This window comes from Kitasatospora sp. NPDC096140 (assembly GCF_040303045.1).
GTDB lineage: Bacteria > Actinomycetota > Actinomycetes > Streptomycetales > Streptomycetaceae > Kitasatospora.
Genome location: NZ_JBEOUW010000005.1, coordinates 257553 through 282191, shown reverse-complemented (window position 1 = coordinate 282191; position 24639 = coordinate 257553). Strand labels below are relative to the sequence as shown.

At 74.3% G+C, this 24639-nt stretch carries 23 protein-coding genes; 11 read left to right on the top strand and 12 right to left on the bottom strand.

Going from position 1 to position 24639, the window contains the following annotated elements:
• Positions 1-36: 36 nt before the first annotated feature.
• Positions 37-564 carry a GNAT family N-acetyltransferase gene (locus ABT048_RS07345; RefSeq protein ID WP_350520322.1) on the bottom strand — a complete coding sequence of 176 codons (528 nt, stop codon included), beginning with the start codon at positions 562-564 and terminating at the stop codon, positions 37-39.
• A 256-nt stretch (positions 565-820) separates the two neighbouring features.
• Between ABT048_RS07345 and ABT048_RS07340 the strand changes: the two genes are divergently transcribed.
• Positions 821-1786, top strand: coding sequence for a polysaccharide deacetylase family protein (locus tag ABT048_RS07340; protein WP_350520321.1), 966 nt, complete (start codon positions 821-823; stop codon positions 1784-1786).
• Positions 1787-1807: 21 nt separating this feature from the next.
• Here the strand turns inward: ABT048_RS07340 and ABT048_RS07335 are convergent, their stop codons facing one another.
• The 5 genes from ABT048_RS07335 to ABT048_RS07315 all read right to left on the bottom strand — a co-directional run bounded on the left by ABT048_RS07335 (position 1808) and on the right by ABT048_RS07315 (position 5714).
• Positions 1808-2239 carry a YchJ family protein gene (locus ABT048_RS07335; RefSeq protein ID WP_350520320.1) on the bottom strand — a complete coding sequence of 144 codons (432 nt, stop codon included), beginning with the start codon at positions 2237-2239 and terminating at the stop codon, positions 1808-1810.
• Between the two features lie 112 nt (positions 2240-2351).
• Entirely contained in the window at positions 2352-3008 is a 657-nt protein-coding gene (locus tag ABT048_RS07330) for an NADPH-dependent F420 reductase (protein WP_350520319.1), read from the bottom strand.
• Positions 3009-3110: 102 nt separating this feature from the next.
• Positions 3111-3464 carry a hypothetical protein gene (locus ABT048_RS07325; protein WP_350520318.1) on the bottom strand — a complete coding sequence of 118 codons (354 nt, stop codon included), beginning with the start codon at positions 3462-3464 and terminating at the stop codon, positions 3111-3113.
• Between the two features lie 72 nt (positions 3465-3536).
• Positions 3537-5072 carry an FAD-dependent monooxygenase gene (locus ABT048_RS07320; RefSeq protein WP_350520317.1) on the bottom strand — a complete coding sequence of 512 codons (1536 nt, stop codon included), beginning with the start codon at positions 5070-5072 and terminating at the stop codon, positions 3537-3539.
• 27 nt (positions 5073-5099) lie between these two features.
• Positions 5100-5714, bottom strand: coding sequence for a TetR/AcrR family transcriptional regulator (locus ABT048_RS07315; RefSeq protein WP_350520316.1), 615 nt, complete (start codon positions 5712-5714; stop codon positions 5100-5102).
• A 220-nt stretch (positions 5715-5934) separates the two neighbouring features.
• Between ABT048_RS07315 and ABT048_RS07310 the strand changes: the two genes are divergently transcribed.
• A complete protein-coding gene (locus ABT048_RS07310) occupies positions 5935-6336 on the top strand; it encodes a cytochrome C oxidase subunit I (protein ID WP_350520315.1) in 402 nt (133 codons plus the stop codon).
• A gap of 89 nt (positions 6337-6425) precedes the next feature.
• Here ABT048_RS07310 and qcrB read toward each other — a convergent pair whose 3' ends face one another.
• A complete protein-coding gene (qcrB, locus tag ABT048_RS07305; RefSeq protein WP_502893975.1) occupies positions 6426-8081 on the bottom strand; it encodes a cytochrome bc1 complex cytochrome b subunit in 1656 nt (551 codons plus the stop codon).
• A 376-nt stretch (positions 8082-8457) separates the two neighbouring features.
• Between qcrB and ABT048_RS07300 the strand changes: the two genes are divergently transcribed.
• The 3 genes from ABT048_RS07300 (at position 8458) to efeB (ending at position 12631) form a co-directional block, all read left to right on the top strand.
• A complete protein-coding gene (locus ABT048_RS07300) occupies positions 8458-8778 on the top strand; it encodes a hypothetical protein (RefSeq protein ID WP_350520314.1) in 321 nt (106 codons plus the stop codon).
• 290 nt (positions 8779-9068) lie between these two features.
• Complete coding sequence (gene efeU / locus ABT048_RS07295; protein WP_350520313.1) at positions 9069-11198, top strand: iron uptake transporter permease EfeU; 2130 nt, start codon at positions 9069-9071, stop codon at positions 11196-11198.
• Complete coding sequence (gene efeB / locus ABT048_RS07290) at positions 11198-12631, top strand: iron uptake transporter deferrochelatase/peroxidase subunit (RefSeq protein ID WP_350520312.1); 1434 nt, start codon at positions 11198-11200, stop codon at positions 12629-12631. Before efeU ends, efeB begins: the two co-directional genes overlap by 1 nt.
• Positions 12632-12722: 91 nt before the next feature.
• On the opposite strand, the gene ABT048_RS07285 is transcribed toward efeB, so the two are convergent.
• Complete coding sequence (locus tag ABT048_RS07285) at positions 12723-14108, bottom strand: HAMP domain-containing sensor histidine kinase (RefSeq protein ID WP_350520311.1); 1386 nt, start codon at positions 14106-14108, stop codon at positions 12723-12725.
• Positions 14105-14785, bottom strand: coding sequence for a response regulator transcription factor (locus ABT048_RS07280; protein ID WP_350520310.1), 681 nt, complete (start codon positions 14783-14785; stop codon positions 14105-14107). The genes ABT048_RS07285 and ABT048_RS07280 overlap by 4 nt, the downstream gene beginning before the upstream one ends.
• Before the next feature lie 177 nt (positions 14786-14962).
• Here ABT048_RS07280 and ABT048_RS07275 point away from each other — a divergent pair, with 177 nt between their 5' ends.
• Entirely contained in the window at positions 14963-16444 is a 1482-nt protein-coding gene (locus ABT048_RS07275) for a glutamate synthase subunit beta (protein WP_350520309.1), read from the top strand.
• Positions 16445-16524: 80 nt separating this feature from the next.
• Here the strand turns inward: ABT048_RS07275 and ABT048_RS07270 are convergent, their stop codons facing one another.
• Positions 16525-17964, bottom strand: coding sequence for an MFS transporter (locus tag ABT048_RS07270; RefSeq protein ID WP_350520308.1), 1440 nt, complete (start codon positions 17962-17964; stop codon positions 16525-16527).
• A gap of 124 nt (positions 17965-18088) precedes the next feature.
• On the opposite strand from ABT048_RS07270, the gene ABT048_RS07265 reads away from it, so the two are divergent.
• From ABT048_RS07265 to ABT048_RS07250, 4 genes are all read left to right on the top strand, one after another.
• Positions 18089-18859: a TetR/AcrR family transcriptional regulator C-terminal domain-containing protein gene (locus ABT048_RS07265; RefSeq protein WP_350520307.1), complete on the top strand. Its 771-nt coding sequence runs from the start codon at positions 18089-18091 to the stop codon at positions 18857-18859.
• Positions 18846-19358, top strand: coding sequence for an isochorismatase family protein (locus tag ABT048_RS07260; RefSeq protein WP_350520306.1), 513 nt, complete (start codon positions 18846-18848; stop codon positions 19356-19358). The genes ABT048_RS07265 and ABT048_RS07260 overlap by 14 nt, the downstream gene beginning before the upstream one ends.
• A 235-nt stretch (positions 19359-19593) precedes the next feature.
• Positions 19594-20238, top strand: a complete 645-nt coding sequence (locus ABT048_RS07255; protein ID WP_350520350.1) for a HEAT repeat domain-containing protein — start codon at positions 19594-19596, stop codon at positions 20236-20238.
• A 3-nt stretch (positions 20239-20241) separates the two neighbouring features.
• Complete coding sequence (locus ABT048_RS07250) at positions 20242-21258, top strand: MerR family transcriptional regulator (protein ID WP_350520305.1); 1017 nt, start codon at positions 20242-20244, stop codon at positions 21256-21258.
• Between the two features lie 88 nt (positions 21259-21346).
• Here the strand turns inward: ABT048_RS07250 and ABT048_RS07245 are convergent, their stop codons facing one another.
• Complete coding sequence (locus ABT048_RS07245) at positions 21347-22666, bottom strand: cytochrome P450 (RefSeq protein WP_350520304.1); 1320 nt, start codon at positions 22664-22666, stop codon at positions 21347-21349.
• Positions 22667-22892: 226 nt separating this feature from the next.
• Here ABT048_RS07245 and ABT048_RS07240 point away from each other — a divergent pair, with 226 nt between their 5' ends.
• Positions 22893-23390, top strand: coding sequence for a hypothetical protein (locus ABT048_RS07240; RefSeq protein WP_350520303.1), 498 nt, complete (start codon positions 22893-22895; stop codon positions 23388-23390).
• Between the two features lie 208 nt (positions 23391-23598).
• Here ABT048_RS07240 and murQ read toward each other — a convergent pair whose 3' ends face one another.
• Positions 23599-24606 carry an N-acetylmuramic acid 6-phosphate etherase gene (murQ, locus tag ABT048_RS07235; RefSeq protein WP_350520302.1) on the bottom strand — a complete coding sequence of 336 codons (1008 nt, stop codon included), beginning with the start codon at positions 24604-24606 and terminating at the stop codon, positions 23599-23601.
• Between the last annotated feature and the right edge of the window lie 33 nt (positions 24607-24639).

Sequence of the window (24639 nt, the reverse complement as noted above, 5' to 3'; positions counted from 1 at the left end):
CCCACCGCTGAGCGACACCCCCGCCCGACACCCCTGCTACGCGCGGACGGTGAGCTCCTTGGCGTACCAGACCTCGGCGTACGGCCCGCTGCTGTAGGCCGGGATCTCGTGGTACCCGTGCCGGAGGTAGAGCGCGCAGGCCTCGACCAGGTCGCGGCGGGTGTCGAGCACGATCCGGTCGGCGCCGAGCGAGCGCGCGGCCTCGTCGACGGCGGCGAGCAGGCGGGCGCCGCCGCCGGTGCCGCGCAGGCCGGGGCGGACGTAGACGCGGGTCAGCTCGACGGTGGTGGCGTCGAGCCGGCGCAGGCCGGCGCAGGAGTGGGCGACGCCGTCGTGGCGGCCGATCAGGAACAGGCCGTCGGGCGCGACGAGGTCGTCGCTCGGGGAGCCGGCCAGGCCGGACTCCAACTGTTCCGGGGTGCCCTCCCGCCCGAGGTGCAGGCGGTAGTAGCGGTTGGCCACGTCGTAGTAGTACTCGCGCAGCAGCTCCAGGGCCTCGGGGGTGGTCACGTCGGCGGTGGTGACGGACCAGAGGTCGGGGCGGAGGGGCGCGGTGTCGGTCATGCGCGCATGATCCGTTCCGTGCCGTCGCCGTCGCAAGGGGTTTTCCGGGTCCCCGGCGGGCCCGACGGCCCCTGGAGCGGCCTGCCACGGCGGTGGACGGCAAAGGAACGGCAAGGCGTCCGGCGCGCCGTTGCCCCGCACGGGTGATGGAGGGATTGGCGGGGGTGCGTGGCGGGGGAGCAGTGCAGCTATGGATAGACCATCAGATTGTCTGAATAATGGGGGTTTGAGGGGGAGTCAGCGACGCCGGAGCGCGGTGCGGACCGGCTTGCTGGTCACCGTCTGCCTCGGCGCCGTCATCGCCGGCTGTTCCGGTCCGGCCGGGACCGCGCGGACCGCCGGGCCGAAGGCCGCCCCGGCTGGGGCGGACGCCGCCAAGGGGGAGCCGGTGCCCGCCGTCGAGGCCGTCGGCCACGGCGCCGCCCGCCCGGCGGCGCCCCCGGTGCTGCCCGGCCTGGCCCGCCAGGAGGAGGAGGCCGGCAGCGCGGCGGTGGCCCGCCAGGAGGCGGCCGCCCGGACCGCGCTGGAGACCGCGCAGCGCTGGGGCCTGGAGCGCCCGCCGCTGAAGGCCCTGCCGCGTCCGGCGACCAGGGCCCGGCTCACCCCCGCCCAAGGCGTCAAGCTCGCGGAGGACCGCCCGCCGGTGGTCTACCGGGTGCCGACCGACGACAAGGTGGTCTTCCTGACCGTCGACGACGGCGCGGAGAAGGACCCCGCGTTCTCCCGGATGGCCGCGGAGCTGGGGGTGCCGATCAGTGCCTTCGTGTCCGACTACCTCGCCCGCGAGGACTACGGCTACTTCCGGGACCTGCACGCCCAGGGCGTGGAGATCAACAACCACACGATCAACCACCGCAACCTGAAGGTCCTGGACTACGAGACCCAGCGCCAGGAGATCTGCAACCAGCAGGACCAGCTGGAGCAGCAGATCGGCGTCCGCCCCCGGCTGTTCCGGCCGCCGTACGGCGAGTACAACGACGACACGCTGCGCGCGGCGGCCTCCTGCGGGGTGCAGGCGGTGCCGATGTGGAACGAGGAGGCCTTCCCGGACCACATGGAGTGGCGCTACGACGACCGGCAGCTGCACCCGGGCGACATCATCCTCACCCACTTCCGGGGCACCGACATCTGGAAGGCGACCATGCCGGACCTGCTGCGCAAGGTCGTCAACGACGTCACCGCGGCCGGCTTCACGCTGGGCCGGCTGGACGACTACCTGTAGGCGCGCCCCCGGAGGGTCGGCTCAGCCGAGCGAGAGGGCGTCGAGGTACACCCAGGCGCCCTCGTGCCGCACGAAGCGGCTGTTCTCGGCGAGCACGCCCTCCTCGTCGCCCTCGGTCCAGTGCGCCCGGAAGGCGACCGTGCCCGCCGCGTGGAACGCCCCGCCCTCGGTGGTGGAGAGCACCTCCAGCCGGGTCCAGCGCAGCGCCGGGTCGAAGTCGACCTCGGCGGGCCGGGTGTCCGGGTGCCAGGTCCGCAGCAGGTACGCCTCGTCCTGCGCGGCGAAGGCGCTGAACCGGGAGCGCATCAGCGACTCCGCGGTGGTCGCCGCCGCCTGGCCGCGGTGCAGTCGGCCGCAGCAGTCGCCGTAGGCGGCGGGCAGGCCGCACGGGCAGGGAGAGGAGGGCAGCAGCCGCGGAGCGGCGGAGCGGGGCGCGGAGCGACGTCGGGACATGCGGTCCATTCTCCCCCACCGCGACGCGACCCCCGCAGCCCGGGGCCCGGCGGAGTCCCGGGCCCCGGAGCGCGGAAGGCCGCCTCCGACGGACCGGGGGCGGCCTTCCGCGTTACGCGGGGCGCCGGAACGCGTAGTTGAACTCGGCGCTGCCGAAGTGCCCCATCATCCGGAGCCAGAGCGGCATCATCATCTCCGTCGCCCGGGCGGCCGAGATGTCCCCGAGGTCGATGATCCACTCGGCCGGCCAGCCGAAGCCGCCGAGCAGCGCGACGGTCTCGGCCTTGGCCGCCGCGTCGTTGCCGGCGATGAAGAGGTTGTGCTCGCCGCTCAGCCGGCCCGGCTCCACCATCAGCTCGCAGTTGACGGTGTTGAGCGCCTTCACCACCCGGGCCTCGGGGAACTCGCGCTGGATCTGCTCGCCGACGCTGTCGGTGCTCACCGGGTCGAGCGTCACATGGCCCTCCGGGCCGAACACCAGCGGGTTGGAGACGTCGATCAGCAGCTTGCCCGCGAGGTGCTCCGCCCCGGCGGCCCGCAGCGCCGCGAGGGAGACCGTCCCGCCGGTGGCGTTCAGCACCACCTCGCCGAAGGCGGCCGCCTCGGCGAAGGTCCCGCACCCGCCGCCGGGGCCGGCCTGCGCGGCCCAGGCCAGCCCCTTCTCGTTGTCCTTGCTGCGGGAGCCCAGCGTCACCTCGTGGCCGAGCGACACCAGCTTGCTCCCCAGGGTCTGCCCGACCATGCCGCTGCCGATGATTCCGATGCGCACTGTTTCCCCGTCTCGTCGGATGGCGGCGCGTTCCTGCCGAACGTGCCGGCGACGACCATAGTTGACCGGGGGTCAGTACCGGCGGAGCGTCCGGAACACCGGTCAGGTGTTCCCCTCGATGCCGAACATCGCGACCACGGCGACCAGCAGCGCCACCCCCGGGAGCAGCGTGACCAGCACCCGGCCCCGGGGGACCAGGTACCCGACCGGCCACTGGAGCACGATCAGGGCGAGCAGCGCGAACAACCCGTAGTCCGCCACGGCCAGATGGGCGCGGGTCGACGGGCAGGACGCCGGGCCGTCGCAGGAGTCGGTCATCATCTCGGCGAGACCGCGGAGGACCCCCGCCGGGGGCAGCAGCATCAGGTACACCGCGGTGGAGTTCGTCACGGCGTTCCACCACTGCCCGCGGGCGGAGCCGGTCGCGCGGCCGGAGGTGCGGGGGAGTTCGCTCATGCGGCCCATGCTGCCGTCCGGTCCGGGCCGTCGGGCAGCGCCGGAGTACTCGGTGCGCCTGGGCGCGCGTACTCAGGTGCGGGGCTCGCCGAACCAGGTGCGCAGCGCCAGGGTGAGGCCGTCCGGGTCCGCCCCGCCGACCTCGCAGGCCCAGGCCACGTAGCCGTCCGGGCGCAGCAGCAGGGCGCCGGCCGGGGGCTCCGCGCAGTCGGCGGCGATGCCGTCGACCCGGTCCTTCCAGCCCGCCGCCTGCCCGGCGAGTTCCCCGCCGGTGAGGTCGAGGAGCAACGGGCGTCCGCTGCGGGTGAGTTCGGCGATCCGGAACGGCCCGGCGGCGGTGCTGAGGGCGAGGTCGGGGACGAAGCGTCCGGCGAGCGGGTGCGGGCAGTCCGTGTCGTAGCGGATGTCGCTGCCGGCCATCAGCGCGGCGATCCGCCCGAGGTTGTCCTCGTGCGCCAGCAGCTCGCCGAACAGGGCGCGCACCGCCGTGGTCCCCGGGCCGGGGGACATCAGCGCCATCTGGACCTGGGAGTGCATGAAGACCCGTTCGCCGACCGGGTGCCGCTCGCGGTGGTAGCTGTCCAGCAGGCCGGGCGGGGCCCAGCCCCGCAGGTCGGCGGCGAGCTTCCAGCCCAGGTTGGCGGCGTCCTGCAGGCCGAGGTTGAGGCCCGGGCCGCCGGTCGCGGCGTGCACGTGCGCGGCGTCGCCGACCAGCAGGACGCGGCCCTGCCGGTAGCGCTCGGCGAGCCGGGTGTTGTGGCCGACCTGGCGGCGCGGGGTGAACGGGCCGGGCGTACCGGCCGGGGCGAGCGCGAGGTCGGCGCCGGTGACGCGGCGGACGCTGGCGCGCAGCTCGTCCAGGGTGAGCGGGCTCGACTCGTCCGCCGGCGGGCCGCCCCACTCCAGGGTGGCGACCATGGTGGCGTCCGGGCCGAAGGGGGCGAGGACGAGGACGCCGTGCTCGGTGCGGGTGTGGGTGAACGGGCGGACCGGGGTGGCGAAGCCGGGCAGCAGGAACTCGCCGGTGCCGGTGGTGCGCACGTCCCCGGGGAGCAGGACGTGGGCGATGCGAGAGACCGGGTCGGGCGAGGTGACCCCGGGGAAGCCGATCCCGGCCAGCTTGCGGACGGTGCTGCGCCCGCCGTCGGCGCCGACCAGGTAGCGGGCCCGCAGCTGCCCGGAGCCGTCCGGACCCCGGTAGTCGACGGTCACGCCGGTGCCGTCCTGGGCGAGCCCGGTGACCTCGCAGCCGTGGCGCGCGGTGATGCCGAGTGAGCGGGCGCGCTCCTCCAGGACCTCCTCGATCCGGTGCTGCGGCACCGGCAGGGCGTGCAGCGGGTTGTCGTCGAGCCGGTGCAGCTCCAGCGGGAAGGCGCCGAACACGAAACGGGGCACGGGCTGCGGTGCGCCGGGGCCGCCGAGCGGCTCGTACAGGCCCCGGTGGTCGAGCAGGCGGATCACCTGGCCGACCAGGCCGTTGGCCTTCTGGACCGGGGAGCGTTCGGGCAGCCGCTCCAGCACCACCGGCCGGATCCCGGCCAGTGCCAGTTCGCAGGCCAGCATCAGCCCGTTCGGGCCGGCGCCGACGACGGCGACGTCGTGGATCATCTCAAGTCCCCCTCGGACAGGACGGTTTCATCGGGCCGACGGATCGGGCAGCCCGGCCGCCAGCAGCTGCAGCGCCGTTGTGAACAGCGGCTGGAACGGCACCGGCGGATCGGCGTTCAGGTACTGGTCGTTGGCGGCCTTGACCGCGGCCATGGCGGTCGCGGCGACCAGCTTCGGGTAGAGGTCCCGGGCCGCGTCCGTCCCGGTCCTGGCGGCCACCGCGGCGGCGAGCCCGGCCTCCGCCTCCGCCCCGCCGCGCCACAGTTCGGCCTGGAGAACCGGTTCGCGCAGCAGCAGCCGCACCGCGGCGGTCCACTGCGGATCCGGTTGCTCGACCACGGGCCCGAACGGTTCGAGCAGGGCGTGGGTCAGCGCCTCCCACAGCGGCTCGGCGGCGGGTCGTTCCCGCAGCGCCGCGGCGGCCTTCCGGACGCGCTCCTGGTGGCGGGAGACGATCGCCTCGGCCTTGCTGGAGAAGTAGTTGTTGTACGTGCGCGGGGACACGCCGGCCGCGGCCGCGATGTCCTCCACCCGGACGTTCTCCAGCCCCTGCTCCACGGCCAGGCGCAGCGCCGCCCAGCTCAGTGCCTCCCGCGTGGCGGCCTTCTTCCGTTCCCGCAAGCCGGGCTGATCCGTCGTCATGGCCCTCACTGTGGTGCAAAAGATGCGTGACGCGCAAGAGTGCGCGGCGCGCAACTTTTGGCCCGCGTCGGAGGAGGGGCGGCCCGCGGGAGTCTCGGCGCGTCGCCCACTGCCCCCATCTGGTCACTGATAGTAGTTGCCTGGTTGCGGAGCGATCCGCCACGCACAGCCCACTCCCGCGCGGCCGACCAGGCGGGACGACTCGACACGAGGAGCGGTCATGGGTGGCAGGCAGCGTCCGCAGAGAGCACGGAACCCGCGCCAGGGCAGGCCCGCCGGGGCGGGCCGCCGGGCGGACTCCCGGGTGGGGCTCGCCCGCATCGAGGGCTTCCTGGCCTGGGAGGCGGAGGTCGCGGCGGCCGAGCGGGACGCCCGCGCCTTCGCCGGACAGTTCCCCTGGCTCCCGGCCGCGGAACGGGAGAGCCTCGAACAGGCCTACACCGCCGACCGGCTGCGCTACGCCGAGGAGGTCGTGGACCGCGCGGTCGAACGCTGCCGCCGGCTGGCCGCCCGCTACCGCAGCGAATGCCGCCGGATCTGCACTCGCTGGGCGGCGCTCTGCCTCTCCGTCACCATCGCGGCGGCGCTGTTCGCCGTCGTCCCGGCGGCCCTGCGGGGCTGAGCCCGTCCGGTCCGCACGACCGACACGCAGGACGAGGGCCCGCCGTGCCGTTTCCGGCGCGGCGGGCCCTCGTCCTGCCCGGGAGCGGATCAGTGGTGGCCGTGGCCGCTGGTGACCTCCTCGTGCTCCTCGGCGGTGGGCTTCGGGATCTGGCTGCCCCGGCCGTAGAAACCGCGGGACAGCTTCACCCGGGCGCGGGTCCACAGACCGGTCTTGCGGACCACCCCGTTCTCGTCCACCTCCGGCGGCAGGACCCCGGGCTGCGGCTGCTCGTGCGACGTAAGGGTGTAGAGCCGGCCCGGCGACAGCGGGTCGTGGATCTCGACGTACTCGCCGTGCTGGAGGCGCTTGATGACGCCGGTCTCCCGGCCGTGCAGCACCTTCTCCTTGTCCCGCCGCTGCAGGCCCAGGCACCAGCGCTTGACGATCACGAAGACGACGATCGGCACGACGAAGACGCCGATACGCACCGCGTAGGTGATCGCGTTGATCGACAGCCGGAAGTGGGTGGCCAGCAGGTCGTTGCCGCCGCCGGCCAGCAGGACCAGGTAGAGGCCCATCCAGGCCGCGCCGAAGGCCGTGCGGACCGGGGCGTTGCGCGGCCGGTCGGCGATGTGGTGCTCGCCGCGGTCCCCGGCGGCCCAGGCCTCCACGAACGGGTAGGCCCAGATGGCCACCAGGACGAGCGGGAAGACCATCAGCGGGATGAACACCCCGAGGTTGAGGGTGTGGCCGCCCCAGACGCTGACCTCCCAGCCGGGCATCACCCGGATCAGGCCCTCGGAGAAGCCCATGTACCAGTCCGGCTGGGCGTCCGTGGACACCTGGTCGGGCCGGTACGGGCCGTACGCCCAGATCGGGTTCACCGTGGCGATCGCCGACATGAACGAGACCACGCCGAAGACCAGGAAGAAGAAGCCGCCCGCCTTGGCCGTGTAGACCGGCAGCAGCGGCATGCCGACCACGTTGTCGTTGGTCCGGCCGGGCCCGGAGAACTGGGTGTGCTTGTGGTAGAAGACCAGGATCAGGTGCGCCGCGAGCAGGCCCACCATGATCCCCGGGATCAGCAGGACGTGGACGGTGAACAGCCGCGGGATGATGACGAAGCCCGGGAACTGGCCGCCGAAGATGAAGAACTGAAGATAGGTGCCGACGATGGGCACGGCCAGGATCGCGCCCTCCATGAACCGGATGCCGGTGCCGGAGAGCAGGTCGTCCGGCAGCGAGTAGCCCATGAAGCCGTCGAACATGCCGAGGAACAGCAGCATCGCGCCGAAGATCCAGTTGATCTCGCGCGGCTTGCGGAACGCGCCGGTGAAGAAGACGCGCATCATGTGCGTCAGCATCGCGGCGACGAAGACGATCGCCGACCAGTGGTGGATCTGGCGCATCAGCAGGCCGCCGCGGATGTCGAAGCTGATGTCGATCGTCGAGGCGTAGGCCTGGGACATCTCGATGCCCCTGAGCGGGACGTACGTCCCGTCGTAGATGACCTCGCCCATGCTCGGCTGGAAGAACATGGTCAGCCAGACGCCGGTGAGGATGATGATGACGAAGGTGTAGAGCGCGATCTCGCCCAGCATGAAGGACCAGTGGTCCGGGAAGATCTTGCGCAGGTTGGCCTTGGCCAGGGAGTAGATGCCGAGCCGGCCGTCGGTCCAGTCGGCCAGGGACTCGGCCGCGTTCGCGGGCTTGGCGCGGGTGCTGGTCACCGGTCCCGGCTGCGACTGCTGGTCGGCTCTCACGACGTGCTCCCCGGCGTCCTCGACGTGCCGGACCGGAGCCCCGTCGGCGGGAACGGCGGCCGGCGAAGTGTTGTGATCATGGGACCTCTCGATACGGGCCCGCCGGTCGGACCGGCGCGCGGACCTGCGCGGCCCGCTGGACCCGTTGCTCAGGGTGATGGAGCGCTTACTCTGTCATGCTGTCGGCAGGGGGCCGACTGTGCACGTCCATCGGCCCGTCCGGCCGTGCGTGTCGGTCCGGACGGGGGTTCCTGACGCCCGATCGGCTGGCCGCCGGTCGGTCCAACGGGTGCCGATGCTGCGGTCGGGTGCCACTGGAGCCGTTCGGCGCGCGCCGTGTCCGGGGGTCGCGCGGTCCGCGGCCTACGCTGCGCCAATGGTGGATCACCGTGAACTCTTCGAGGACGTCACCGAGGCCCTGGCCCGGGCCGGGTTCGACACCGCGCCGGGCGCCTCACCGCTGTGGATCGACCACCACCCCGAGGGCGTGGTGGTCGGCTGGACGCCGGGCGCGGAGCCGGACGGACCGCCCACCCGGGAGGCGCGCGCGGCGGTGAGCGGCGCGGCCGCGCTCGTGCTGCGCGAGCGCGGCTACCTGGTCGCCGAGACGGAGGCGGGCGACCTGCTGGTGCGCTGCGCCGAACCGGTGACGGTCCCGGCCGAGCCGGAGCCGGTGCCCGAGCAGTGGTGGGGGTGACGGCCGGGCGGTGAACGCGCTGACGGCACTGAGGGCGTTGACCGTGCCGCCGGTACTGACCGAGTCGGCCCGCCGACCTGCCGCGTCGGGAAGCGCATGGAGGTTCCCATACCGAACCCTTACCTGAAGCGGGGGTGCAGTTGACCTGCGCGCCTCTAAGGTTTGCCTAAGCTAAGCCGCAACGCCCCGGACCGCCGTGTCCGGGGCGTTCGGCCGTGCCGCCCCACCGCCACCGCGGCGGGGCGAGGACAGGTGACGGCCCGGCACGGCCCGGGGGAGGAGCCCGCTGCATGTGGGATGAGGCGTTTCCCAGCTTCCTGATCGGGCTGCGCGAGGGACTGGAAGCCGGACTGATCGTGTCGATCCTGGTCGCCACGCTGGTCCGGGCCGGTCAGAAGGGCCGTCTGCCCCAGGTGTGGACGGGCGTCGCGGCGGCCCTGGCGCTCAGTCTGAGCTTCGGCGCCGTGCTCACCTTCACCGCCGCCAACCTCTCCGGCCGCGCCCAGGAGGCGTTCGGCGGGGTGCTCAGCCTCGTCGCGGTCGGCTTCGTCACTGCCATGGTGTTCTGGATGCGCCGCTCGGCCCGCACTCTCTCCACCGAGCTGAAGGAGAAGGTCAGGGCCTCGCTGGCGATGGGCGCCGGCGCGCTGGTCCTCACCAGCTTCCTCGCGGTCGCCCGCGAGGGCCTGGAGACCTCGCTCTTCCTGTGGACCAACGTGCGCACCGCCGGGGAGTCCACCGGCCCGCTGATCGGCGCGGCCGTCGGCCTGCTGCTCTCCACCGGGCTGTGCTGGGGCCTGTACCGGCGGGCGCTGACGATGAACCTCACCCGGTTCTTCACCGTCACCGGAGCCGGTCTGATCGTCGTCGCGGCGGGCGTGCTCGGCTACGGCCTGCGCGACCTCCAGGAGTCCGGCCTGGTCGGCGGGCGCGGCACGTACGCCTTCGACCTGAGCGGGCACCTGGACGCCGCGTCCTGGTACGCCACGCTCGTCCAGGGAACGCTCAACCTGACCGTCACCATGACGGTCCTGCAGGTCGTCGGCTACGTCGCGTACCTGGGCATCGTGATGACGATGTTCATCGAGGGCGTCCGGGGCGGTGCGGCCACGCCGGCCGCGGCACCGGCAGCGACGCCGGCCACGGGTTCCGCTGCCGGTTCCGCGGCGGCCGCGCCCGCCGAGGACGCCGTGTCCGTCAAGGACGCCGCGCCCGTCGAGGACGCGGCTCCCGTCGAGGGGAAGGCGGAGCCGGCCCGCGCCGGCCGTCCGCGCTGGGTGCTGCCGACCGCGCTGGTCGCCGTGCCGGTCGTGGTGGCCGGCGCCGTGATCGCGGTCAGCGACGGCAAGCCGGCCGGCTCCGCCACCGTCACCGTCTCCGAGCGGGACTGCGGCAAGGGCTTCGGCATCCCCCGGCCCGGCCAGCAGGTGTTCCAGATGCACAACGCCGGCGACAAGGTCTCCGAGGTGTACCTGGTGAACCCGGGCACCGGCGCCGTCTACGGCGAGGTCGAGGGCCTGGCCCCCGGCACCACCAGGGCCCTGACCGCCACCATCGGCGCGGGCGACTATGCCTGGCGCTGCGTGCCCACCGGCGGGAACGCCGTCACCTCCGCCGCCGTGCACATCAGCGGCGGCAGCGAGGTCAAGGCCGTCAAGCCGGTCGCCGAGGACGACCTCCAGGGCCCGCTCGACAGCTACCGGGGCTACGTCGACCAGGGCCTCGCGACCCTCATGACGCAGACCCAGAAGCTCCAGACCGACGTGCACTCCGGCGACCTCGCCGCCGCCAGGGCCGACTGGCTCACCGCGCACCTGCAGTACGCCTCGCTCGGCGCGGCCTACGGCACCTTCGCCGACCTCGACGGCAAGATCGACGGGCGCCCCGACGGCCTCCCCGACAAGTACCGGGACCCGGGCTTCACCGGCTTCCTGCGCCTTGAGTACGGCCTCTGGCACGGCCAGTCCGCCGCCGAGCTGACGCCCGTCGCCGACGAGCTGGCGCAGAACGTCGCCAAGCTGGTGCACGACTTTCCGGCGCAGGACTTCGACCCGGCCGACCTGCCACTGCGCGCCCACGAGATCCTGGAGAACACCCTCCAGTTCGAGCTGACCGGCGACACCGACATGGGCAGCGGCACCAACCTGGCCACCGCCCAGGCCAACCTGGCGGGCACCCAGGAGCTGCTGACCCTGCTGCAGCCGCTGCTCGACGATCGGGACCCGCAGCTGCTGGTCCGGGTGAACGCCGGGATGAAGCGGGTCGGCGACCTCGTCGCCGCCGCCCGCACGCCCGAGGGCTGGACCCCGGTCGACCTGCTGCCCGCCGACACCCGCCGTCAACTCGACGGCGCCACCGGCCAGCTGCTCGAAGACCTCGCTCCGATCCCCGCCCTGCTCGAAATCCGGAAGGCCGCCTGATGACCGACGACACCGCAGCCGCCGGCTCCTGCCCGTACCCGCACACGACCGTCCGGGACGCCGCCGAGGGCGCCGCTCAGGCCACTGCTCAGGCCACTGCTCGGGCCGGTGCCCAGGCCGGTGCCCGGGCCGGTGCCCAGGTCGGGGCCCAGGCCTCCGCCGGGGCCGTGTCGGAGAGCGGTTGCCCGGCCCGTCCGGCCCGGCGCAGCGTCGTCCGGGCCGCGCTGGGCGCGGGGGCCGGAGCGGCCGCGCTCGCCGGCGGCGCCCTCACGCTCGGGGCCGGCCCGGCCTCCGCCGGGGACACCCGGCAGTCGGCGAGCGGGGCCGTCCCGTTCCACGGCGCCCACCAGGCCGGGATCACCACCCCGGCCCCCGCGCACGCGGCCTTCGTCTCGTGCCAGGTGATCGCCCAGGACCGCAAGGGCCTCGAAGACCTCCTCCGGACCCTGACCGAGCGGATCCGCTTCCTCACCGCCGGGGGCACCCCGGCCGACCTCGGCGTCGGCGCGCCGCCCTCGGACAGCGGCATCCTCGGCCCGACCCTCCCCACCGACAACCTGACCGTCACGGTCGGCGTCGGGGCCTCCCTCTTCGACGACCGCTACGGGCTCGCCAAGGCCAAGCCGCTCAAGCTGACGCCGATGAAGACCTTCCCCAACGACAACCTGCAGGCCGCCGAACTGCACGGCGACCTCTCGCTGCAGATCTGCGCCGACCGCCAGGACACCGTGCTGCACGCGCTGCGCGACATCACCCGGCACACCCGGGGCGCGCTGCAGATCCTCTGGCGGATCGACGGCTTCCAGAACCAGTCCCGGCCGGACGGCGCCCAGCGCAACCTGCTCGGCTTCAAGGACGGCATCGTCAACCCCGACACCGGCTCGGCCCGGGAGACGGACCGGCTGATCTGGGTGAACGGCGCGACGGGCGAACCCGCCTGGGCCGCCGGCGGCAGCTACCAGGTGATCCGGATCATCCGGATGCTGATCGAGTTCTGGGACCGCGTCACCCTCACCGAGCAGGAGAAGATGTTCGGTCGCCGCCGCGACACCGGCGCTCCGCTCGACGGCCACCGGGAGACCGACGCACCGGACTACGCCAAGGACCCGGACGGCAAGGCGATCCCGCTCGACGCGCACATCCGCCTCGCCAATCCGCGCACCGCCGACACCGACGACTCGCGCATCCTGCGCCGCGGCTTCAACTACGACCGGGGCATCGACAAGGCGGGCAACCTGGACATGGGCCTGGTGTTCTGCTGCTACCAGCAGGACGTGGTGCGGCAGTTCGAGGCCACCCAGACCCGGCTCATCGGGGAGCCGCTGGTGGACTACATCTCACCGACCGGCGGGGGGTACTTCTTCGTCCTGCCCGGGGTGAAGGACGAGGCCGACTGGCTCGGGCGGGGACTGCTGACGTCCGTCTGGGTCTGACGTCCGGCCGGTTCCTGGGTCCGGGGGCCGGGCTCGGGGGCGCGCACCGGGCCCGGCCCCGGCGTCGATCGGGGCCCGGCCTCCGGGCCCGTCAGCCGCCGAGCGTGAAGCCGATCACCGCGCCGCCGCCCTCGCGGTTGGCGGCGAAGGCGGTGCCGCCGTGCGAGCGGGCCACCTCGTGCACGATCGCCAGGCCCAGCCCCGAACCGGGCAGGCTGCGGGCGGCGGTGGCCCGGTAGAAGCGGTCGAAGACCCGGTCGAGGTCGGCCTCGTCGATGCCCGGGCCGCGGTCGCGCACCTCCACCCGCGGGCCGCGCACCACCACCTCGATCGGGCCCGCGCCGGCCGGGTCGAACTTGGCCGCGTTGTCCAGCAGATTGCCCACCGCGCGGGCCAGCGCGTCCGGGTGGGCGGTGACGACGGTGTCGTCCGCGTCCACCAGGATCTCCCGGTCGCTGCGCCGGCGGGCCTGGGCGGCGGCCCCGCGGACCACCTCGGCCAGCACCACCTCGGTCGGCGGCCCGTCCGACCTGCGCTCCGCGGCGAGCGCCACCAGCTCCTCCACCAGCTGGGTCAACTCCCGTGCCTCATCGGTCAGATCGGCCATCAGCGCAGCCTGCTCGGCGGGCGGCAGCCGGTCCAGGGCGGGCAGCACGGCGAGGTTGGTGCGCAGGCTGGTCAGCGGGGTGCGCAGCTCGTGTCCGGCGTCCTGGACGAGGCGGCGCTGGTTCTCCTTGGCGGTGGCGAGCCGGACCAGCATCCGGTCGAAGGCCCGGCCGAGCCGGCCCACCTCGTCCGATCCGGCGGCCGGCACCGGGACGTCCAGCCGCCCGCTCGCGGCGACCAGCTCGGCCGCCTCGGTGAGCCGCACCAGCCGGCTGGTGATCCGTCCGGAAAGCAGCCAGCCGGCTCCGCCCGCGATCACCGCGACGACCGCCACCAGGGCGGAGGTGCGGACCCGCAGGGCGGCCAGCAGCTGCTCGGTGGGGCCGACCTGCTGGATGATCTGGACGGCGCCGCGGTGGCCGCCGAGCGACACCACGCCCACCCGGAGGGTGTCCCCGTGCAGCCGGCGCAGCCCGGTCACGGTGCGGCCGGGCTCGTCGGTCCTGGCGAGTTCGAGATCCGTCGGCGTCGACGGCAGGTCGAGCCGGGCGGTGCCGGGGAGCAGCCGGGCGTCGGGGGCGAGCGCCTGCGAGGTCACCCGGATCGGGCGCAGCAGGTCGTCGCTCAGGCCGCTGGGGCCCGCGAAGTCGCCCGGGAAGAGGGTCTCCTGCGAGGCCTGCCGGGCGACGGAGTCGACGGCCGCGCCGAAGTCGGCCGTCTCGTCGTCCGTGATCAGCCGGGCGGCGGCGTGGTAGCCGAGCGCGCCGATCAGGACCGCCACCAGGGCGGCGATCGCGGCGAAGGCGAGCGAGAGGGTGGTGCGCAGGCCCGGGCGCGGTAGGCGCGGGCGGCGCGGCGCCGGGCCGCTCACGGCTCGCGCAGCGTGTAGCCGACGCCGCGGACGGTGTGGATGAGCGGTGCCAGGCCGGGGCGGTCGAGCTTGCGGCGCAGGTAGCCGATGAAGACGGCGAGGTTCTTCGAACCGGGGCCGAAGTCGTAGCCCCAGATCCGCTCGTACAGGGTGGCCTGGTCGAGGACGGCGCCGGAGTGCCGGGCCAGCAGCTCCAGCAGGTCGAACTCGGTGCGGGACAGCTCCAGCTCCTCGCCGGCCCGCCAGGCCCGCCGGGCGGGCGGCTCGACCCGCAGGTCGGCGACGCTCAGGACCTCGGCGGTCGGGGCGTTCCGGTCGCGGCGCAGCAGGGCCCGCAGGCGGGCGAACAGCTCGTTCACGTCGAAGGGCTTGACCAGGTAGTCGTCGGCCCCGGCGTCCAGCCCGGCGATGCGGTCCGGAACCTCCACCCGGGCGGTGAGCATCAGCACCGGGGTGCGGTCGCCGGCGGCGCGCAGCCGGCGGCAGACCTCCAGGCCGTTCGGCTCGGGCATCATCACGTCGAGCACCAGGACGTCCGGGCGCTGTTCGGCGAGGACGGCCAGGGTCTGGGTGCCGTTCGCGGCGATCCGCACCCGGTAGCCCTCCAGCATCAGCGCGCGGACGAGCGAGTCGCGGATGGCCCGGTCGTCCTCGGCGATCAGCACGGTGTGGGTCATGACGGAGATTGTCCCTGGCGTGCTCACGGCGGATTCGCGCGGGTCGGAGGGGCGGTCGGGCGGGTGCGACCGGCCGCCTCTTCCGCGTGCTCATTCGTGGGCGTACGGTGGCCACACGGTGGCGTGCCGCCGGGTGGGCCGCCTGGTCAGTGTCGGCACGCCCTGCCGGAGGCCGCGATGGCAGACCGGATGGCCTTCTTCACCACCCCACGCGCGGAGCGGGCGCGGCGGGACGCGCGGGAGCGGCTGGGGGACTGGCGGGAGGTGTACCGGCCGGGTGCGCTGCTGCCGGTGGTCGGCGGGCAGGCGGAGCGGTGCATGGACTGCGGGCTGCCGTTCTGCCACAACGCCTGCCCGCTGGGGAACCTGGTGCCGGAGTGGAACCAGCTGGTGGCGGCGGAGGACTGGCGGGCGGCCGCGGCCCGGCTGCTGGCGACCAACAACTTCCCGGAGTTCACCGGGCGGCTCTGCCCGGCTCCCTGCGAGAGCGCCTGCGTACTGGCGATCGACGGGGCCGCGGTGACCATCAAGAACGTCGAGCTGGCGATCGCCGACCGGGCCCTGGACGAGGGCTGGGACGGGCCGCACCCGCCCGAGCGGGTCGGCGGACGGGGCGGCGGGCGGCGGGTCGCGGTGATCGGATCGGGCCCGGCCGGGCTGGCCGCCGCCCAGCAGCTGACCCGTGCCGGGCACGCCACCACGGTGTACGAGCGGGCCGACCGGCCGGGCGGGCTGCTGCGGTACGGCATCCCGCCGTTCCGGCTGGAGAAGCACCGGCTGGAGCGGCGGCTCGACCAGCTGCGGGCCGAGGGCACCACGTTCCGCACCGGGGTGTGGGTCGGCCGGGACGTGCCGGGCGAGGAACTGCGGGCCGAGTACGACGCGCTGGTCGTCGCGGTGGGTGCGACGGCCCGCCGGGAGCTTCCGGTGCCGGGGCGCGAACTGTCCGGGGTGCACCAGGCCATGGACTACCTGACCTGGGCGAACCGGGTGGACGAGGGCGACTGCGCGGCCTCGCCGCTCTCCGCCGAGGGCCGCCACGTGGTGATCGTCGGCGGCGGGGACACCGCGGCCGACTGCCTGGGCACGGCGCTGCGCCAGGGCGCCGCCTCGGTCATCCAGTTGGACATCAACCCGCGCCCGCCGGAGCACCGGGCGCCCGGGCAGCCCTGGCCGGTCCATCCCAAGGTGTACCGGGAGACCACCTCGCACGAGGAGTCCGGCGCCGCCGCGGCCGGGCCCCGGGTCTTCGCGGCGGTCACCGTCCGCTTCGAAGCGGGCCCGGACGGCCGACTGGCCGCCGTCCGCCTGGCCGAGGCCGAGCCCGCCGACCGCAGCCCACGGGCCGGCACCGAGCGGATCCTGCCGGTGCAGCTGGCCCTGCTCGCCCTCGGCTTCACCGGGCCCGAGCCGGACCAGGGGCTGTTCGCCCAACTCGGCCTCGCCACCGGGCCGGAGGGCACCCTGACCAGGGACCACGGCTTCGGCACCACGGCGGAGGGCGTGTTCGTCGCCGGGGACGCCGGGCGCGGACAGTCGCTGATCGTCTGGGCCATCGCCGAGGGGCGGGCGGCCGCTGCGGCGGTGGACCGCTACCTGCGCGGGCGGACCGAACTCCCGGCGCCGATCGCGGCGTCGACCCGGCCACTCACGGCGTGAGCGCGCCGCTGGGCCCCGCGGGCCCGGGGCGTCGGTGTCGGGAGGTGGGTCCCCGGCGGTCGGAGGGCGAGGGGTCTGCTTCATGCGCTGGGCTCCGCGGCAGGTTCGACGGCCGGTTCCACGGCCGGTTCGAGGGCAGGTAGGGCGGCCTGTTCGGCGGTCGGCTGGGTGGCCGGTTCGGCTGACGGTGGCGCGGGGTGTGCGCGCTGGTCGTAACGCCAGAGCGCGGGGAGCGCGGCGGGCAGGAGCGCGGCACTGCCGAAGCAGAGCAGGCCGCCGGTCCGCAGCGCGGCCCGGATGCCCTGCCGGGCGGCGAGGCCGCCGGCCCGGAGGTCCCCCAGGGCCGGCCCGGCGGAACCGATCAGCATCTCCAACCCGGCGGCACGGCCCCGGAGTTCGTCCGGGATGGACTGGTTCCAGATCGCGCTGCGGAAGGTGTCGCCGATCCAGTTCGCGCCGCCCGCGACGACCAGGCAGAGCAGGACGACCCACAGGCCCGGGGCGAAGGCGGCGGCAGCCGTCGCCGCGCCGACCAGGGCGGCGGAGAGCACGACCAGTCGGCCGTGCCGGTGCACCCGCTCCGTCCAGCCGCCGGTCGCCGCGGCGATCAGGCCGCCCACCGCACCGGCCGAGTAGAGCAGGCCGAGCGCCCAGGTGGCGTCCAGGTCCTCGGCCAGGAACGGGAACAGCGCTGTGGGCAGCGCGAAGACGGTGGCCGCGAGGTCGGCCAGGTAGGTGCCGATCAGGTCGGGCCGCCGGGCGGCGTACCGGGCGCCCTCGACGAACTCGCCCAGCCGGGGCTTCTCGGCGTCCCGCTCCGAGGGGACGGGACGGATCCGGGCGAGCAGGGCGATCGAGAGCAGGAAGGTGCCGAGGTCGACCAGGAAGGCGGCCGGGACCCCGGCCGTCGCGATCAGCAGACCGGCGGCGGCGGGGCCCAGCACCCCGCCGACGCTCCACCGCAGTGAGAGCAGTGCCCCCGCCGCCACCAGCTGATCGTGCGGCACCAGCCGCGGGATCATCGCCTCGACCGAGGGCTGCTGGATGCCCTGCAGCGCCGCCGCCAGCCCGGCGGCGACGTAGAGCGGCCAGACGGCGGGGGTGCCGAGCAGGGCGTTGGCCAGCAGCAGGGCGCTGAGCACGGCCAGAGCCACCTCGGAGACCAGGGCGACCGTGCGGCGGTCCGCCCGGTCGGCGAGGACGCCGCCGTAGAGGCCGAACAGGACGGTGGGCACGAGTTCCACCGCGCCGACCGCACCCACGGCCCACGGTGAGCCGGTGAGGTCGGCGATCTGCAGGGGGATCGCCGTCATGGTGAAGATCGAGCCGAACAGGGTGATCGTGCCGGAGGTCCAGGCCAGGCGGAAGTCCCGGGAGGACCGCCAGGGGGCGGTGTTCGGGAGCAGCCGGGACCGGAGGCGGTCGGGCGGGTCGGGCGAGCCGTGGGCGTCGGGTGTGCCGGGCGTGTCGGGGGCGCCGCGCGCATCGGGGGCGTCGGGAGCGTCGGGGGCGGAGCTCATACGGGGGTCGGTCCCTTCGTGGCCGTCGCCGCGACGGCCGTCCTTATCACTGATAAGTTCCAGCTCGGGAACTTATCGGCGATAAGGTGGGCCTGGCAAGCGATTAACCCGGGAGGGCGAACGGATGGCGCTGCAACGCGACGAGGTGGTGCGCACCGCGCTGCGCCTGCTCAACGAGGAGGGCATCGAAGGGCTGACCACCCGTCGGCTCGCCCGCGAACTCGGCGTCCAGTCACCGGCGCTGTACTGGCACTTCAAGAGCAAGCGGGAACTGCTCGACCTGATGGCCGAGGCGATGCTCGCCGAGGCGCTCCCGCCCGACCGCGAACCGGATCCGGAGCACTGGCCGGAGTGGATCGCCGCCGACGCCCGCGCCAAGCGCAACGCCCTGCTCGCCTACCGCGACGGCGCCCGGGTGCACGCCGGCACCCTGCCCACCGAGGAGGAACTCCCGGCCGTCGAGGCCCAGTTGAACGCCCTCTGTCGGGCCGGGCTGCGCCCGCGCACGGCGCTGCGGCTGCTGCTGACCGTCGACCGGTACATCATGGGCTGGGTCACCGAGGAGCAGGCGTGGCGGCAGGACGCCGCGGACCGCGAGCGGCCGCCGTTCCCGGACGACGCGCTGCGTGAGCTGCCGCTGCTGCGCGAGGCGGTCGACGTGCTGCGGATGACCGACCACGACGCCGACTTCGAGTACGGGTTGCGCGTGATGATCGAGGGGTTCCGGGCCGAGATCGCCCGGGAGTCGGCCTCGGCCTCGTCGGCGTCGGCGTCGGCTTCGGCGTCGCCGTCGGCGCCCGAGGCACCCGAGGCACCCGAGGCACCCGAGGCACCCGAGGTGCCCGATTCGGGTGCGCCGGGGAGTGGGCTAGGTTGGCGTCATGACCACCCTTGATCCCCGCAGCACGGCCCTGGTCCTGATCGACCTGATGGACCGGATCGTCGCCAACCCGCTGGCACCGCGCCCCGGTTCGGACGTGGTGGCGGCCTCGTTGGAGCTCGCCCGGTCCTTCCGCGCCGCCGGTGCCCCGGTCGTCGCCGTCCGGGTCGAGCGGCCGAACGTCGCGGAACAGCCGCCCGGGAGCGAACTGCTCGCGGAGGTCGAGGCGGTGGCCGACGAGGTGGTGGTCAAGCGCACCATCGGCGCCTTCCAGGGCACCGGCCTGCACGAGCTGTTCCGGGAGCGGGGCGTGGAGACCCTGGTGTTCGCCGGGATCGCCACCAACCTCGGGGTGGAGTCGAGCGCCCGCGCGGCCGCCGACCACGGCTACGAGCTGGTGTTCGTCGAGGACGCGATGGCCGCGCTCACGGCGGAGGAGCACCGGGCGTCGGTGGAACTGGACTTCCCGCGCCTCGGCGCAGTCGTGACGACGGGGGACCTCCGGCTGGGCTGAAGCCCGGCGGCGCCGCTCGTTGCGGAAGGCCGCTTCCCCGCGACCGCTGCTCCGCGACTGCTTCCCCGCGACCGCTGCTCCGCGACTGCGGTCCGGCTCCGCTTGACCTTGACACGGTGACAAGGCCTTCACTGTGGCCGAGGAGGTGGTCCGGATGACCATGTCGACGGAGAACACGACCACGGCCACGGCCACGAGCACGGCCACGGCGACGAGCACCGCCACGGCCACGGCCATGACCCCAGCCCTCCGGGCGCTGGAGCACGACGCTCCGTCGGTCCGGTTGCAGGCGGCGCTGGCGATCGGCACGACGCCCGACCCGGGGTCCGTGGGCAGGCTGATCGAGCGGTGCGCGGTCGAACCCGACTTCTCCGTGCGCGAGATGCTCACCTGGGCACTCACCCGCCACGCGGCGGGAACGACCGTCCCGGCGCTGCTCGACGAGGTCCGCTCGGAGCGTGCGCAGGCACGGAGCCAGGCCCTGCACACGCTCTCCAAGATCGGGGACCGGCGGGCGTGGCCGGCGATCACGCCGGCGCTGCTGTCCGACGCCGACGAGGAGGTGGCCCGCAGCGCCTGGCGGGCCGCGGTCGTCCTGGTGCCCGAAGGTGCGGAGCACGGGCTGGCCGTAGGGTTGGCCACGCAGCTCGGGCGCGGCGACCGCGCGACGCAGCTGAGCCTCAGTCGGGCGCTGATCGCGCTCGGGGAGGTGATGCTGCCGGTCCTCGGCGTCGCCGGGACGGATCCCGATCCCCTCGTGCGCGCGCACGCGATCGCCACGGAAGGGTTGTGGCGGGACCCGGACGCGGGATTCGAGTTCGCGATCGAGGAGGCGAAGCGCGTCGTCGCACTCGGCGGGGCCGACAAGGAGGGCCGGTAGGCAGTGTTGATCGGTGACGTCGCGCAGCGGTCCGGGGTCAGTGCCCGCATGCTCAGGCACTACGAATCGCTCGGCCTGGTGCGGCCGTCGGGTCGGACCGACTCCGGCTACCGGGAGTACTCCGAGGAGAACATCCGGCGGATCTTCCACATCGAGAGCCTGCGCTCACTGGGGCTGTCGCTGAGCGACGTCGGACGCGCCCTCGACGATCCCGGCTTCGCGCCCGCCGAGCTCGTCGACGACCTGATCCGCCGGACGCTGGACCGCATCGCGGCGGAGACGGAGCTGCTCACCCGGCTGCGGCGGATCGGTGCCGCGGAGCCGGGCGGTTGGGAGGGCGTCCTCAGGATCGTCTCGCTCCTCCAGGGGCTGGAGTCGAACAACGCGGGGGCGCGGCAGCGCGCGGCGCTGTCCGCGGTCTCCGCCGTCGAGGAGACGTCCGTACCGGTGGAGGCCCTGGCCGAGGCGGTGCTGGGCGAGTCGGACCCGAACGTCGCGGGAGCCCTCCGCTGGGCCCTGGCGCAGTCGGGCGAGGATGCGGTCGCGCCGTTGGCGAAGGGGCTGGGCTCGCCCGAGGCGGCAGTGCGCGAACGTGCCGTCCGGTCCGTCGCCGAGCTCCCGACCGACGGGGCGACCGCGGTGCTGCGGGACGCCCTCGCGCACCCCGACGTCGTGGTCCGCGGGTACGCGGCCCTGGCGCTCGGCGAACGCGGAGTGGCCGACGCGGTCCCGACGCTGATCGACATGATCGTCGGGGCGAGGAACGACGCCGACGCGGCCGACGCGCTGAGCACCTTGGCGACTGACCCCGTGTCGGCGGACCGGATCGCCACCGGGCTCGTCGACCGCCTCGCCCTCGGCACCACCGGCACGCCGGCCCGCCGACGGCTGACCCAGGCGCTCGCGGACATTCCGGGCAGCACGGCGTCACGCGCCCTCGCGGGGCTGGCCCGGGACGACGACCGCGCCGTGGCGCTCACCGCCACCTACGTGCTCACCCTGCGCGACGACGCGCCGTAGCCGCGGTGCGCCGTAGTCGCGGTGCGGGGTGGCCGGGGAGTGGGCCAGCCGCGGAGTGGGCTAGGCGCCGTGGTACAGGGGCCGGAGACTACGCCGCCCGCGGGCTCACCAGCATGCGGATGTCGTCGGCGGCCCGCAGGACGAACCGCTCGATCGGGACCACCGGGTGGCCGGGCACGGGCCGGAAGCGGAAGCGCTTGAGCAGGACGGCCAGCAGCAACAGCGCCTCGACGGTGGCCAGTCCGGCCCCCTCGCAGCCGCGCGGGCCCAGGCCGAACGGGATCCACGCCAGCCGGGGGCGGCCGGCCGACTCCTCCGGGGTGAAGCGCTCCGGCCGGAACCGTTCCGGCTCGGGCCAGTACGCGGGGTTCAGGTGGACGGCCCAGAACGGGTAGAAGACGACCGCCCCGGCGGGGATCAGGTACCCGCCGACGGTCAGGGGTTCGGCGGTCCGCCGGGCGCCGTACGGGCCGGGCGGGTAGCGGCGGAGCGATTCCCGGAGGACCATGCCGAGGTACGGCAGGTGCCGCAGGTCGGCGTGGTCCGGCGCCGCGCGGTCACCGAGCACGCGATCGAGCTCCTCGGTGACGCGCCCGGTCTCCACCGGGTGCGCGCCGAGCAGGTGCAGGGTCCAGGAGACGGCCACGCCCGTGGTGTGGTGGGCCGCCAACATCATCGCGAGGACGGTGTCGCGGATCCGCGCGGGGTGTTCGCCGGCCTCGACGAGGGCGCCGATCAGGTCGCTGCGGTCGTCGGGGCGGCCCGGACGGCGCGCCGCGATCACCCGGTCGACCGTCGCCCGCAGTCGGGCGAGCGCCTGTGCGGTCCGGTCGGCGCGGCGGTCCGCGGTCTGCTCCGGCGGGAGCAGGTAGAGGCGCTCCAGGTAGTCGGTGAGCACCACTTCGAAGGCCTCGACCACGGCGTCCGGGTCCTCGACCTCACCGCCCAGGGCGTATCCGCAGATCATCCGGAGGGAGAGCCCGGTGAGTTCCCGTTGGAGTTCGACGGGCCCGCCGGAGGGCAGGGCGGCCCAGCGGTCGGCGAGTCCGGTCGCCAGGGCCGCGAAACGGGCGAAGTGCCGTTCGTGCGAGGGCCGTCCGGCCAGGACCGTGAGCAGCAGCCGGCGCCACGGGGTGTGCTCCTCGGCCGGGAGCACCTGGAGGTTTCCCGCCTCGAACAACGGGTCCAGGAAGGAGAAGAGCCGCTCCGGCCGCTCGTCGAGGTGTGCCGTGGCCTCCAGCAGTACCGGGTCGGCGATCGACACGGCCGTCCCGGCACCGGGCAGCTGGAAGCGCGCGACCGGTCCGAACTCGGCGTGCAGCCACAGCTGGTAGGCGTGCAGCCCGCCAGCCCGCGCGATGGCGCCCACCCCGCCGTCCGGCCGGGGTTCGGGACCGGGGATCTTCATCGGACCTCCTCGTGACGACCCGTCGGATTCTGCCCGCCACCGCGCGCCACTGCTGCGGACACCGGGGCGGCGTTCCGGGCGCGTCACCCGCAGGGGTGGTCCGGCGCGATGCGCCGGACGCGGTCCGGCCGGCGGCCTACGCTGGGACGCGCCGGAACCACCACCCGGATGCTTCAGAAGGAGTCCCGTGCCGCCCTGCGACCCCGCACACGCTCCCGTAGGCGATGTGAGTGCAGCACTGCTGGTGATCGACTCCCGGCTCAGAGCCGTCTACGACGGGAAGAGCGGGACCGACCCGGAACGGCAGCGGATGGTCGACGAGATCGTCGCGTCCTTCGGCCCCACGGAGGCCGAGGAGCTGCTGGAAGGCGTCTGCACGCTCATCTACATGTACATGAAATGGCTGCGATCGGCGTTCGAGGAGCACGACGAGGACGCGGTCGACCACGTGGTGCCCAGCCTGGTGGCCACGATGCGGATGATGCCGAGGACCTTCCGTCCGGAGGTGGTCCCCACGATGGCCGCGCTGCTCATCGCGGCGGGGAGCGGCCTGAGTCCGACGCTGTGGCGCGCCCAGTACGGTCCCTGGACGGAGGCCGAGATGAACCCCCTGGAGGCCACCGCGGTCCTGCTCGCCGAGTACATCAACCGGATCTCCGGCAACGGCAACGACTTCGCCACCCGGCTGGTCGGCGACGCGCTGGCCGCGCTGGACCAGGACTGACCCGGTCGGTTCGCGCAGTCGCCGCCCCAGCAGCCACCGTCGCGGCCGGCCCGCCGAGGGGCCGGTCGGCTCAGCCGTGGGTCGGTTCGCGGGTCTGCGTGTGACCCCCCGAGGTCGAGGCGCCGCTGGCCGAGGATCCCGCGGTGATCGGTGAGCCGCCCACGGAGGCCTGACGGGTCCGCAGGGCCGTACGGGTTCGCCGTTCCGTTCAGGCCGGGCCACCCGAAGGGAACGGCGTCGGTACGGGCCGGCTGTCGCGGGCTGCCCTCAGGGCCTCGCGCAGGTGGCCGTTCGTGGTGGTGAGGAGCCGGGCGGCGGTGGGGGCGTCCACGTCGGCGAGCAGGAGCAGGATGGCGTCCTTGGCCCGCCCGTCGGTCGCGCTGAGGGCGTGACTGATGCTCCGGTCGTCGGCTCCGGTGGCCTCGGCGACGATCCGGCGGGCGCGCTCGCGCAGCTTGGTGTTGGTGGCGCGGAGGTCGACCATCAGATTTCCGTACGTCCGGCCGAGGCGGACCATGACGGCCGTCGACACCATGTTGAGCACCAGTTTCTGTGCGGTGCCCGCCTTGAGCCGGGTCGAGCCGGCCAGCACCTCGGGGCCCACCTCCACCTCGACGGCCAGCTCGGCGGCGGCAGCCAGTGCCGAGCCGCGGTTGCAGGCCAGTCCGACGGTCAGGGCGCCGACGGCCCGCGCCGCCCGGACGGCCGCCACCGCGTACGGCGTGCGCCCGGAGGCGGAGATCCCGACCAGGGCGTCGGCGGGGGTGAGGGCGATCGCGGCCACGTCGGCCTCGGCGAGGTCGGGGCGGTCCTCGGCGCCCTCGGCGGCCTGGGTCACGGCCGTACGGCCGCCCGCGATCAGGCCGACGACGAGCGCCGGGTCGGTGCCGAAGGTCGGCGGGCACTCGGCGGCGTCCAGCACGCCGAGCCGGCCGGCCGTTCCCGCCCCGGCGTAGACCAGCCGTCCGCCGTGCGCCATCCGGGCGGCCACCGCGTCGACCACGGTGGCGATCCGCTCCAGCTGCCCCCCGACGACGGCGGCGACCGTGCGGTCCTCGGCGTTCATCAGGCGGAGCAGTTCGGCGGTGGGCAGTTCGTCGATCGAGGCCCACTCGGGGCGGATCGTCTCGGTCGGCGGCACGGCGGGCCGGTCCTGGTCATCGTGGTCGGTCGGGCCGAGGCCGGTCGAGGGCCGGTCGGTTGCGTGCTTGTCCATGCGGCGAGCGTCCCCTGGTGCGAAGGGTCCGAA